Consider the following 12,847-nt stretch of genomic DNA (forward strand, 5'->3'; position numbering starts at 1 on the left):
TTAATTACCCCATCACTAAAAACTAAAGTAACCTAAAATTAAATTATGATGAAAAAAATTCTTGCATTACTTGTAATGACAACTTTAATGGTGTCTTGCGTATCTAAAAAGAAATACGTCCTATTAGAGGAAGATCTAACGGAGACTAGGGGAGAATTGCAAAAGACCACCCTTGAAAAAGAAGCATTGGAAGCAAAATTTGCAAAAATTGAGAAGAGAGTTGAAGTATATAATACTCAAATCAATTCACTGCAATCTGACAATGCGAACTTGACAGAAAGCAGCAATCAAAAAATGGATTTATTGTCTGATAACTCAGCTGTTATTTCTGAAAACATGAAAGTAAATCTTAGAGAAACTTTAGCAAAATTGCCACCGGAGGCTTTGGAAGGAGCAAAGACCTTAAAAGATTCCATGAATATTGCTATTTCATATAAATTGAAAAAATCTATTAACGAAAATAATATTGACAATGGTGGAGATATTGATGTAAACATCGATCAGACTGTTGTGATGATCTCTGTTGCCGACAGTTTATTATTCAGATCAGGAAGTTATAATGTAAGTTCAAAGGCACACCCATTATTAGCTAAATTAGCTGATGTTATCAATGCAGAACCAAGTATCGACGTGATGATCGAGGGTCACACTGATTCTAAGGGCATACATACAGAAGAGATCGTTGACAACTGGGACCTAAGTGTAAAAAGATCAACATCTATCGTTAGACTTCTTCAAAGTAAATACAAAGTTGATCCGGCGAGATTGATTCCTTCAGGAAGAAGTTCATATGTTCCTTTGACTGATAATTCTACTTATAAGAACAGAGCCAGAAACAGACGAACTAACATCATCATTATGCCTAACCTTAACAAATTCTTTGCCCTTATGGCAGAAGAAGAAGTGGTTAGCATCGAGAACTAATCTTAGTTTTCTAATCATTTAAAAAGCGACCTTAAGGTCGCTTTTTTTTGTCCTGACGGGAAGAAACCCATCACCTCGGAGCTGAAGTGATCGGAAGTGAGCACCTCAGCTCTCATGCCCTCACCTCCGAGGTGATGAGAATCGGGAGGTGAGAAGTAATCCCTGTAGCTTCAAAATAAAAATCCGGAATAAAACAAGGTTTTATTCCGGATTTTTCCACTAACTAAAACTAAAAACTAATCAACATTATCGTGTAGGAATGAATTGTTGGAACGTAACTGAATCTCGTCATTATCGTCCGTTCCCAGGGTCATTCTTGATTTATTTTTATCTGCTTCGGATGAAGAAGGAACTTCATCAAGGTTTACGCCCATTCGCTTATAAGCAGGCTCACTTTCTATGTCATTTATATGGTGATTCAACTTATTGATGAATTTATAATTGAAATCCTTCATTTTTTTCCTTCTCATTTCGGCCCTGTTGCGTAATTCGGCAATGGTAAGATTCATCGGAGAAACGTCTTTGTCTTCAATTACTTCTTTTACATTATTCTCAATTACTTCATCTTTGGCAATTTTCAACTCAAAATGCATTTCCTCTTCATCTCCTTTTTCTGCGTCTGATATACTTTTTAATGTATTGATCTCAGAAGCAAATTCATCTTCTAGTGTATGGCGAATTGTATCGTCATTTAAAGGAGCAGCACTTGGTTCTGGCTTAATCAATTCAAGCCCTACAATTTCAATATCATTGATATTAAAATTTTTAAGAGTCTTCACCTCCTTAACTTCTTCTTTTTGAATATTCTGAATTGGCAGGTCAAACGTAAAAGAAAACTGGTTCTCACTATCTTCGTCTAAAGAGTCATCCACTTCAGCTTTTGGAGTAATATTGGTAATCTCATAATTGTCTTCAACCTTATCAGCCTTTATATAATCAAATTGAACTGACATATCATTTACGTCCTCCTGAACAGATGATTGCGGTTTTACCTCTTCATAAGTCACCACCTGGTCTTTTATGTCATTGTCAGTAGTTGGAGGTTTTACTGCTTCTTCTGACTTAACTGTCTTTGCTTCTTCTATAAAATCCTCTTCATGCAATATATGTCTGGTAACTTTTTTTTCGGGGGCAACAGGTTCAGATTTAGCAACGTGCTTGACCTCTCTCTCCTCAACAAGATTGTGTACGATCTTTTTTGATTCAATTTTAGATATCTCGCTCTGTTGCTCAGGATTGAATCCAGTGGCAATAATAGTTACAGCTATCGCATCGCCTAGTGCTTCATCTTCACCGACACCCATGATGATATCCACATTGGTTTTAGCCTCCGACTGAATATAATCATTGATCTCTCCAATCTCATCAATAGTCACTTCAGAAGTACCGGATACAATTAATAACAATACATTTTTTGAACCTTCTATTTTATTATCATTTAAAAGTGGTGAATCCAGCGCCTTGGTAATTGCATTTTGCGCGCGATTAGAACCAGATGCCTGGGCAGATCCCATAATAGCGGTTCCACTGTTTGACAAAACGGTCTTGGCATCCCTTAAATCGATATTCTGAGTATAGTGATGCGTGATCACTTCGGCAATTCCTGTGGCAGCCGTTGATAATACTTCATCTGCTTTTGAAAAACCGGCCTTAAACCCTAAATTACCGTAAACCTCTCTTAATTTATTGTTATTGATCACCACCAATGAGTCTACATGGGACCTTAATTTTTCAATACCCAATTGCGCCTGTTCATTTCTCATTTTTCCTTCAAATGAAAATGGAATAGTTACAATCCCAACTGTCAAAATATCGAGGTCTTGAGCAATTTTGGCAATTACCGGAGCAGCCCCGGTTCCTGTACCACCTCCCATTCCAACAGTAATAAACAACATTTTGGATTTAGTATTCAGCATGTTTTTGATATCCTCCATGCTTTCCATAGCAGACTGCTCTCCGATTTCGGGATTTGCCCCTGCACCTAAACCTTCGGTCAAAGTTGCGCCAAGCTGAATTTTATAGGGAACAGGACTGCTTTGAAGCGCCTGGGCATCAGTATTACAAACAACAAAATCAACACCTTTAATGCCTTTGTTGTACATGTGATTGATAGCATTACTTCCGCCACCACCTACTCCAATTACTTTGATAACATTGGATTGATTCTTTGGTAAATCAAAAGATAGATTACTAAATTCTAAACTCATAACTAAATTTTTATTTTTGGGGTTGTATTGTTATTCAGCGTTATCTAAAAAATCTCTAAATTTTTCGCCCCATTTCTCAAAAATGGTTTTCTTCGAAACCTCTTGTGACTCGGGATTTTTTTTATACGATTCTTCTTCAATTTCGGTTACGATCGTATTTCTTTTTTCGTTTTCTTTTAAACCTTTCATTAAAAGTCCCACAACTGTGGCATATAAAGGACTAGACAATTCACTGTCCGAATTACTTGCCAAGTGCTCATTGGGATATCCAATACGGGTGTCCATTCCCGTAATGTATTCAACCAATTGTTTTATATGCTTCAATTGTGCGCCACCACCGGTAAGTACAATACCTGCAATAAGCTTCTTCTTGCTTTCTTCATGTCCGTAATTCTTAATTTCCAAGAAAACCTGCTCTACGATTTCAACAACTCTGGCATGTATAATCTTTGATAAATTCTTTAGGGTTATTTCTTTGGGCTCTCTGCCTCGTAATCCGGGAATCGAAACAATCTCGTTATCCTTATTCTCACCCGGCCATGCTGATCCGAATTTGGTCTTTAGCAATTCAGCCTGCTTTTCTATGATGGAACAACCTTCCTTAATATCTTCAGTAATCACGTTTCCTCCAAAAGAGATGACTGCAGTATGTCTGATGATCCCATCTTTAAAAATAGCCAGATCAGTGGTACCACCCCCTATATCAATGAGTGCCACTCCCGCTTCTTTTTCTTCCTGGCTTAAAACAGCGTCGGCTGAAGCCAAGGGTTCGAGGGTAATATTTCCCAACTGAAGCCCTGCGCTTTTAATACATCTCCCAATATTCCTTATTGAGGATACCTGACCAACAACAACGTGGAAATTTGCTTCCAATCTTCCTCCGTACATTCCTATTGGTGTTTTGATTTCGGCCTGTCCGTCTACTTTGAAATCCTGAGGTAATACATGTATGATTTCCTCTCCGGGCAACATGACCAGTTTATACACCTGATTGATCAACCTTTCAATATCTTCCTCATCGATCACCTTGTCAGAATTTGGACGGGTGATATAGTCACTGTGATGTAAACTTCTTATGTGCTGGCCCGCAATCCCAACCACAACTGTACCGATTTTTTCTCCGGAAGCGCTTTCAGCCTCGTCAACAGATTGCTGTATGGATTGTATGGTTTGGGTTATATTATTGACAACTCCTCTGTGAACGCCGAGACTTTTGGCCTTACCGGTTCCCAGAACCTCAATTTTGCCATAAGCATCCTGCTTCCCGACCATCGCAACTATTTTTGTAGTTCCGATATCTAAACCCACTGCTATATTCTTATTGTCCATAATATTTATTTTTCACAAACAATTTGATTGTAAAATTTTAAGTTTATTGTTTTATAGTCTGTAATCGTGCTATCCAACATTATTTTTTGATAAAATACCTTTAGCTTCGCAATTTTTTCTTCCATTCGGGACAAATCTCCAAAAATGATCTTTTGGTCTCCAATCCTGGTCTTCAGTTCGAACTGATGTTTCTTTGTGCCTTCAATCTGGTCAATGCCTATGATCTGCTTCTTTAAAAAATCATCATTTCTTATGGTATTCGACAAGGTGATCAGCTCGAACCCTTCTATCCCCGAAATTGTATCAGTGGTTATAGGAACCCTGGCAGAATAATTATCAGATAATGGCATTTTGATGCCTAGTTTATCGTAATAATAGGTTTCCGATTCATTCGCTACTCTTAAAACTGGTGTTCTTTGTGTAATTATCGCCCCTAAATCCCCACTTAATGTTAGAAAAATCTCAGCGTTTTCAATCATTTCATTGCGCTGCAGGAATCCTTCTAAGTTATTCAAATTTATATTTTCTTTCGATTGATTTTTATAGGCCTCCAAATTTTGTATTAACAACTTATTAACTGTTTCATAGCTTACAAAAAGATTCTCCCCATTCTCAAAAATCACCTTAACTTCTTTGTTGCTTTTTTTTGAATTTCTTACAGCGGCAAAACCGTATAAAAACACAATCACAAACGTGAGTAGTAAAAATTTAATAATGGTATTGTATTTTTTCATTCTTTTTGTTTTAAAAAAACTATGACTACCTTTTAAATAATCCCCTCACTATTTAAGAGGGTAGCCATAGTTACCAAAGTATTTAGCACATAATTCTATTTTAATATTTTTTCGACCTCATCCGCTATCTGCTTTGTAGCATCCGGCAGGGCCAGCTTTTTAATGTTTTGACTCAGGGAAATTTGTTTTTGCTCATCTCCCAGTAATTGTTCGATCACCTCAGGCAACCTGCTGATTTCACTTTCCTTCAATAAAATGGCTGCCTTCAGATCGGTTACCGATTTGGCATTTTTTGTTTGATGATCTTCAGCTACATTCGGTGAAGGAATAAAAATCACTGGCTTGCCAACGATACAAAGTTCAGAGATGGATCCGGCACCTGCCCTGCTGATCAATATATCTGCAGCTGCATATAACAGATCCATTCGTTGAATAAATTCAATTACCTGAACTCCCTCGATCTCGCTATACTTCTTGTATTCCTGATAATATAGTTTACCAGACTGCCAGATCACCTGAACATCATTTTTCAGAATTGTTTGTATGTATTTTTCCAAAGCCTGATTGATAGCTCTGGCACCAAGGCTTCCACCCATAATTACCAGTGTCTTTTTATCAGGATTTAACTTAAAATGACGCAAGGCTTCTTCTCTTTTTCTCTCTATATCCAAAAGGTCCTGACGAACGGGATTTCCCGTTTTGATCAATTTTTCAGCCGGGAAATATTTCTCCAAACCGTCATATGCCACGCATATTTTATTCACCTTTTTCGCGAGTATTTTGTTTGTAATTCCCGGATAAGAATTTTGTTCCTGAATCAAACTTGGAATATGTTTCTTATTCGCCATATACAATGTTGGACCCGAAGCAAATCCTCCTGTTCCGATGACCACATTCGGTTTAAATTTTGTAATAATCCTGTTAGCCTTCAGCAAACTCGATATCAGTTTAAACGGAAAGCTTAAATTCTTAAGGCTAAGGCTTCGCTGTAATCCGGTTATATTCAAACCCTTGATCTCATAGCCCAGTTGTGGCACTTTTTCCATTTCCATCCTTCCCTCGGCACCCACAAATAAAAATTTAGAATCAGGGTGCCTTTCCTTGAGCTCATTCGCAATAGCTATGGCCGGATAAATATGTCCTCCGGTACCTCCTCCGCTTAGCAGTATGTTAACCGATTGCTTCATGTAATATATCTAAAGGGTTTTCAATTTCGTCCTTTTGCTTACCTGTGACGATCTCTTTATCAGAAGCGCTTACGCTTAATACGATTCCTATGGCAAAACAAGTCATCCAGATAGATGTTCCTCCCGTGCTTATCAATGGCAATGGCTGACCGGTTACCGGGAAAAGCCCGACGGCTACTCCCATATTGATCATGGCCTGAAATATGATAGGCAAACCCACTCCTAAACAGAGCAATGTTCCAAAAATCGTGGTTGATTTGGTAGCGATGATTACGATCCTGAACAATAGTCCCAGGAAGAATAAAATGATCAGAATAGCCCCTATCAATCCAAATTCTTCTCCAATGATGGCATAGATGAAATCTGAAGATGATTGCGGAAGGAAATTCTTTTGAACGCTCTTTCCCGGTCCCTTTCCGTAAATCTCACCTGATGCTATCGCAATTTTAGCCTTTTCGGCCTGATAGTTATCTTCAGATTCGCCGGAAGCAAAATTCTCAATTCGACTTGACCAGGTGTTGATACGTGTATTTTTCATCGCTTCCGGAAAAGCCTTGGCAGTAAGAATGAATAAAACCAAACTCAAAACTCCGACTCCCAAAATAGTCGCTATGAATTTCACAGGATATCCGCCGAGAAACGAGAGTAAGACCACCATAAAAAAAGTGATTGCCGTTGTAGAAAAGTTGGCAGGCAATATCAGTATAAGAACAAGGCCCACAGGCATCCACATATACAGGAAGCTTTCCTTAAAGGTTATCTCTTTTTCTTTGTTCCGGGCAAGATACCTCGCTACGTAAATCATTAAGACCACAGCGGCCAGCGTCGAGGTCTGGAACCCAATACCTATAAACGGAATACTGATCCATCTGCTGGCATTCGCCCCGTCGATAACCGTTCCCTGTGTAAGGGTATAGACCAGAAGCAAAATAACCACAGGAAGCATCAAAACAGATAAGCCGCTAAAGTATCTGTAAGGTACTTTGTGAGTTGTATATACAATAACAAATCCGAGCAGTAAAAGAATAGCATGCTTTAAAAGATACCCAAGTGTTGACCCTTTTCCGGCTACATATACAAGATTGGTACTTGCGCTGTAAACCGGAAGGAAAGAAAATATGGCCAGAACAGCTATGATAGCCCAAATGGTTTTATCTCCTTTAATATTGTCAAAAAATCTTGTCAGCATCCCTATGTTTTCAATTTATAATTGCCTTACTGCTTCTTTAAATTTCTTACCTCTTTCTTCGTAATTTTCTGCTGTGTTCTCGCAAGCTCCCGCAGGTGAAAAAAGAACCGTTTCACCTTCCCTGCAAAGTTTATATGCGATCTTGACAGCATCCTGTATACTTGTTGTCTCGATCATGAAATCCACAACGTTGCCGAATGTTTCAATAAGCTTGTCATTATTATTGCTCAAACAAATAATGGCATTGACTTTTTCATTGACAAGTGGCAGCAACATGTCATAATCATTTTCAGCATCCACACCTCCAACGATCCAGATGGTTGTATTTTCCATACTGTCCAAAGCATAAAAAGTTGCATTGACATTTGACGCTTTTGAATCATTCACATACTGAGATCCGTTGATCGTCAAAACTTTCTCAAGCCTGTGCTCTTCATTCTCAAAATCAGAAAGACAATTTCGAATGGTTTCCTTTCTCACTCTCATCAAATCAGACAAGGTGCTGGATGCCATAGCATTCTTTACATTAAAATTGGTTTGTAAAGCAAAAGATGAAATACTCATGTAGTTTCTATTTAATTGTTATTGTTGAATTATCTTACTTTTAGTGTCAGGATAGAAATTACTGCAAGCAGAATTCCAACAATCCAAAACCTGGTTACTATTTTACTTTCGTGATATCCGCGCTTCTGGTAATGATGGTGAAGTGGTGACATCAGAAAAATTCTTCTTCCTTGTCCGTATTTTCTTTTTGTATACTTGAAATAGGAAACTTGAAATACAACTGACAGATTTTCTGCCAAAAAGATCCCGGCCAGAATAGGAATTAAAAATTCCTTTCTTACAGAGAGAGCGATCACTGCAATCACGGCGCCTATTGTCAAACTGCCGGTATCGCCCATAAAGACCTGTGCCGGATATGCATTATACCATAGAAACCCGACCAGGCCTCCCACAAAGGCACTTATAAAAATGGTTATCTCTCCTGAATTTGGGATGTACATGACATTGAGGTAATCTGCGAATATGATATTACCCGAGACCCATGCAAAAATGGCCAGTGCCAGAACGATAATGGCCGAACTGCCGGCTGCCAGGCCGTCAATTCCATCGGTTAAATTCGCCCCGTTTGAAACCGCGGTAATAATAAATATTACCACAATCACAAAGAAAAGCCAAACATAATCCTTGGTCCAATCTCCCATCCAGGTGAGCACGTTGGCATAATCAAATTCATTATTCTTAACAAACGGGATCGTTGTTTTTGTTGATTTTTCGGCTTCGCTGAAACGATTCGACGATATGGTTATGTCCTGACTGATGACAACTTCGCCTTGACTTAGTTTTTCCTTCACCACAACATCAGGGTTGAAATAGAGCATCAACCCGATAAAAATCCCAAGGGTTACCTGGCCGACAATTTTAAAACGGCCTTTAAGCCCCTCTTTGTTCTTTTTAAAAACCTTAATATAATCATCCACAAATCCAATGGTCCCCATCCATATTGTCGTGACAATCAAAATAATGATGTAAATATTATCGAGCTTGGCGAATAAAAACACAGGGATCAAAGTCGCCATGATGATAATCAACCCTCCCATCGTTGGGGTGCCTTTCTTTTCAACCTGACCTTCAAGACCCAGGTCTCTTATTGACTCCCCGACCTGCATCCTCCTGAGCTTGTCAATAATCTTGCGACCGTATATGGTTGAGATCAACAAGGAAAATGCAAAAGCCAGAGCCGACCTGAAAGAGATATACTGAAACAATCCTGCTCCCGGAAGGCTGGTATTTTGATCTAAGTATTCAAATAAATAATATAGCATTCTGGGTTTCTATTTATTGAGTTCAGTCAGTATTTGATTCGTGATTTCAAAATCATCAAAACCCGATTTCCGGTCGCCAATGATTTGATAGTTTTCATGGCCTTTTCCGGCAACGAGAACTATATCGCCCTCCTGAGCCAGCTTACAGGCTGTTTTAATTGCCTGCCTTCTGTCTGTGATGGATATGGTCTTTTTATAATTTTCAGGACGTACTCCTGCTTCCACCTCTTTAATAATTTGTTCCGGGTCTTCATTCCTGGGGTTGTCAGAAGTAAAAACCACTTGATTGCTTAAACTTGATGCAATGTTTCCCATTTTCGGGCGCTTTTCCCGGTCTCTGTCACCTCCGCAACCGATAACAGTAATGACTTGCTCGTTGAAGGTCCTGATCGAATTGATCGTCTCTAAAACATTTTTGAGCGCATCAGGAGTATGCGCATAATCGATAATGGTGTTGATTCCGCCTTTTGAAACTGCGTGCTGGAACCGGCCTGAAACGTTATCCAGTTCGCTCAGAATCCTGAGGTTTTCATATTTATCCACACCCAGCAAATCAGCTGTAGCGTAAATTGCCAAAAGATTATATGCGTTAAATGTACCTATCAATTTTGTCCAGACTTCCTGTCCGTCTATATTGAGGAGTAATCCATGGAACTGATTCTCCAAAATTCTGGCCTTGTAATCTGCCTCTGTTTTAAGGGCGTAACCATACTTTTTAGCTTTTGTGTTCTGTACCATGACGCTTCCATTTTTATCGTCAAGATTCACCAGGGCAAAAGCGTTTGAGGATAAGCAATCAAAAAAAGATTTTTTTACGTCCCTGTAGGCAGCGAAAGATTTGTGATAATCTAAATGGTCATGCGTTAAATTTGTAAATATGCCTCCACTAAAGGTCAAACCCATGGTTCTTTTCTGATGAATTCCATGAGAACTGACCTCCATAAAACAGTGACTGACGCCTTGATCAACCATTCTTCTGAGCACCTTGTTGATCGTAACCGAATCTGGAGTAGTATGGGTGGTGGGGATCTCTTTCTCGCCAACTTTTATCTTAATCGTTGAAATTAATCCACTTTTAAAACCTGCTTTTTGAAACTGTTCCGCCAGGAGGGTTGCTATGGTTGTTTTGCCATTTGTACCGGTAACACCCACTAAGGTTAAAGCTTCGGATGGATTCTCGTAAAAATTAGAAGAAATAAGTGCGAGGGCCTCATCGGCATCTGCCACCTGGACAAAAGTAACGTCTTGAGGAGTCTCTTTCGGGAAATCCTGGAACACAATAGTCGTTGCACCTTTAGAAATAGCCTGGGTTATAAAATCATGTCCGTCGAAAAGCAAACCTTTTTGAGCTACAAACAAGGACCCTTGATCAATGTTTCTGGAATCAAACTCAATGCCCCGAACGTCAATATCGGTTGAACCTTTAACTGATTCAACGGATACCCCATACAATATGTCTTTTAACTTCTTCAATTCAGGACAATTCTAATTTGATGACTTCCCCCTTTTTTATGGCCGATCCAGCCTTAATCGACTGATTTTTTACTTTTCCAATACCTATAAAACTTACCCTGAAGCCCATATTTTCCAATAAGGATACAGCATCCATTCCCGGCATATTCTTGACATCAGGCACTTTGGTATATGCTTTATTTGCCTTTTCGTAATACCCTTCATAGTCATCATCCATCGAAGAGAGGTTTTCTGTGAATGCCACCTCTTCAACCACTGGGGTTTCAGTATAAATTTTTCTTGCTATTCTTTCAAATACAGGTGCCGCCACGATATTACCGTAGTAGCCTTTCTTTTTATCGGGCTTGTGGATTACTACAATACAGGAATACTTTGGTTTATCTGCAGGGAAGTATCCAACAAAGGATGAAATATATTTGGTCTCATCTGTCCAGTACTCTGTTTGACAGGTTCCTGTTTTACCCGCCATTGAAAAATTCTTGTCGTAAATATTTTCAGCCGTACCCCTTTTTACAACATTCAACATCATTTCCTTTACCTGGTCTATGGTCTCCTGTGAACAGATTCTGGGATCAATGATCTCTTTCTCAAATTTCGTCACCACATTGCTTTGCGCCCTGATCTCTTTTACAAACCTTGGCTTAACCATTTCCCCGTTATTAGCAATGGCATTATAAAAAGTAAGTATTTGGAGAGGTGTAAAAGAAACGCCATAACCGTAAGCCATCCATGGAAGAGATAAGCCATTCCAGGTGTCTTTATTAGTTGGGTCGGGAATTCTGGGTTCCCCCTCGCCTTTAATAGGCAAACCTATTTTTTGACCAACTTTCATCCTTTTTAAACCTTCTATGAATTTTTCGGGATGATCCTTGTAATGTTCATCAATGATCTTAACGATGCCAACATTTGAGGAAACTTCAAACACTCTTGATGCTGAAATTTTACCATAGCCACCATGGTGTGAATCCCTCACGGGCTTTCCATGAAACCTGATCACTCCTTTTTCTGTATCAATAATCTGAGAAGTATCGATCACTTTATCTTCCAAAGCCACAACCATCCCCATCAGCTTAAATGTTGATCCGGGTTCATGAGATTCGTAAATCGCATAATTTCGCTGTTCAAAATATGTACCCACAGAAGTTCTGCCCAGATTTGAAATAGCCTTGATTTCTCCTGTTTTTGTCTCCATGACAACGACTGAACCGTGATCTGCTTCAAACTCCTCCAATTGGGCCAGCAAAGCATGGTGGGCAACATCTTGAATTTTCAGGTCTATCGTAGTAATGATGTCCTTTCCATCAATAGGCTCTATTTCATTGTTGTCATTTAAAGGCTTCCATTGACCTTTGGCAATTTTTTGTTTTAACCTTTTCCCTTTTTTACCTCTAAGAAATTCATAAAAGCTGCCTTCAATACCTACCCTGCCTCTGTAATCATCGTAGCCAACAGCCCTTTCAGCTATTTTACCAATAGGATGCTCTCTTACTGTTCGCTGCTCAATAATCAAACCTCCCCGGTACATTCCCAATTTGAAAATCGGAAACTTTTTTAACTTTTGATAATCATTATAACTCAGGTTTCGGGTTATAAAAAGATACCTGTTCTTATTTACCCTGGCTTTTCTGATCTTGTTTTCATAATAACTTGCAGATTTACCGAGCATGTCTGATAAAGCCTCACTCAATTCTTTGATCCCGGATTCGAAGTCACTTTCTGAAATGGTAACGGCATCCATCCTGACATCAAAGCGTGAAACAGAAGTTGCCAACAAACTGCCGTCAGCTGTGTACACGCTGCCCCTGTTGGCCGCTATCTCAAAAGTCTTGACAGTGCCTTCCTCAGCTTCAACACGATACATCTCCCCATCGATATGTTCTATATGAATGAGTTTGTATATGATCGCAATGGCAAACAAGAACAAAAACCCCGTAAGCAGGTAGAGTTTGTTCAATATTTGTTTCTTTTCAACTGCCAT

General features: G+C 39.1%; 10 protein-coding genes. 1 reads left to right on the plus strand and 9 read right to left on the minus strand.

All coding sequences use genetic code 11. The features are described 5' to 3' along the window. Positions 1 to 45: 45 nt before the first annotated feature. Entirely contained in the window at positions 46 to 924 is an 879-nt protein-coding gene (locus AABB81_RS09055) for an OmpA/MotB family protein (protein WP_342160064.1), read from the plus strand. 236 nt (positions 925 to 1,160) lie between these two features. On the opposite strand, the gene ftsZ is transcribed toward AABB81_RS09055, so the two are convergent. From ftsZ to AABB81_RS09100, 9 genes are all read right to left on the minus strand, one after another. Beyond that, positions 1,161 to 3,131, minus strand: coding sequence for a cell division protein FtsZ (gene ftsZ / locus AABB81_RS09060; protein WP_342160066.1), 1,971 nt, complete (start codon positions 3,129 to 3,131; stop codon positions 1,161 to 1,163). Between the two features lie 30 nt (positions 3,132 to 3,161). Next, positions 3,162 to 4,460, minus strand: coding sequence for a cell division protein FtsA (ftsA, locus tag AABB81_RS09065; RefSeq protein ID WP_342160067.1), 1,299 nt, complete (start codon positions 4,458 to 4,460; stop codon positions 3,162 to 3,164). Between the two features lie 5 nt (positions 4,461 to 4,465). Then, positions 4,466 to 5,194, minus strand: coding sequence for a cell division protein FtsQ (locus AABB81_RS09070; protein ID WP_342160068.1), 729 nt, complete (start codon positions 5,192 to 5,194; stop codon positions 4,466 to 4,468). 95 nt (positions 5,195 to 5,289) lie between these two features. Continuing rightward, positions 5,290 to 6,381, minus strand: coding sequence for an undecaprenyldiphospho-muramoylpentapeptide beta-N-acetylglucosaminyltransferase (gene murG, locus AABB81_RS09075; RefSeq protein WP_342160069.1), 1,092 nt, complete (start codon positions 6,379 to 6,381; stop codon positions 5,290 to 5,292). Next, positions 6,365 to 7,567, minus strand: a complete 1,203-nt coding sequence (locus AABB81_RS09080) for an FtsW/RodA/SpoVE family cell cycle protein (RefSeq protein WP_342160768.1) — start codon at positions 7,565 to 7,567, stop codon at positions 6,365 to 6,367. The genes murG and AABB81_RS09080 overlap by 17 nt, the downstream gene beginning before the upstream one ends. An 18-nt stretch (positions 7,568 to 7,585) precedes the next feature. Continuing rightward, positions 7,586 to 8,134 carry a glutamate ligase domain-containing protein gene (locus tag AABB81_RS09085; protein ID WP_342160071.1) on the minus strand — a complete coding sequence of 183 codons (549 nt, stop codon included), beginning with the start codon at positions 8,132 to 8,134 and terminating at the stop codon, positions 7,586 to 7,588. A gap of 29 nt (positions 8,135 to 8,163) precedes the next feature. Then, positions 8,164 to 9,396 (minus strand): phospho-N-acetylmuramoyl-pentapeptide-transferase, encoded by a 1,233-nt coding sequence (gene mraY, locus AABB81_RS09090; RefSeq protein ID WP_342160072.1) that lies wholly within the window; start codon positions 9,394 to 9,396, stop codon positions 8,164 to 8,166. A gap of 9 nt (positions 9,397 to 9,405) precedes the next feature. After that, a complete protein-coding gene (locus AABB81_RS09095) occupies positions 9,406 to 10,869 on the minus strand; it encodes a UDP-N-acetylmuramoyl-L-alanyl-D-glutamate--2,6-diaminopimelate ligase (RefSeq protein ID WP_342160073.1) in 1,464 nt (487 codons plus the stop codon). A gap of 1 nt (position 10,870) precedes the next feature. After that, positions 10,871 to 12,847, minus strand: coding sequence for a penicillin-binding protein (locus AABB81_RS09100; RefSeq protein ID WP_342160074.1), 1,977 nt, complete (start codon positions 12,845 to 12,847; stop codon positions 10,871 to 10,873).

Source organism: Lutimonas vermicola (assembly GCF_038433205.1).
GTDB lineage: Bacteria > Bacteroidota > Bacteroidia > Flavobacteriales > Flavobacteriaceae > Lutimonas > Lutimonas vermicola.

Bases quoted from the DNA above. Each gene is read 5' to 3' on its own strand.
- ftsZ (WP_342160066.1), bottom strand. From the start codon at position 3,131: ATGAGTTTAGAATTTAGTAATCTATCTTTTGATTTACCAAAGAATCAA.
- murG (WP_342160069.1), bottom strand. From the start codon at position 6,381: ATGAAGCAATCGGTTAACATACTGCTAAGCGGAGGAGGTACCGGAGGA.
- mraY (WP_342160072.1), bottom strand. From the start codon at position 9,396: ATGCTATATTATTTATTTGAATACTTAGATCAAAATACCAGCCTTCCG.
- ftsA (WP_342160067.1), bottom strand. From the start codon at position 4,460: ATGGACAATAAGAATATAGCAGTGGGTTTAGATATCGGAACTACAAAA.
- AABB81_RS09085 (WP_342160071.1), bottom strand. From the start codon at position 8,134: ATGAGTATTTCATCTTTTGCTTTACAAACCAATTTTAATGTAAAGAAT.
- AABB81_RS09055 (WP_342160064.1), top strand. From the start codon at position 46: ATGATGAAAAAAATTCTTGCATTACTTGTAATGACAACTTTAATGGTG.
- AABB81_RS09100 (WP_342160074.1), bottom strand. From the start codon at position 12,847: ATGGCAGTTGAAAAGAAACAAATATTGAACAAACTCTACCTGCTTACG.
- AABB81_RS09070 (WP_342160068.1), bottom strand. From the start codon at position 5,194: ATGAAAAAATACAATACCATTATTAAATTTTTACTACTCACGTTTGTG.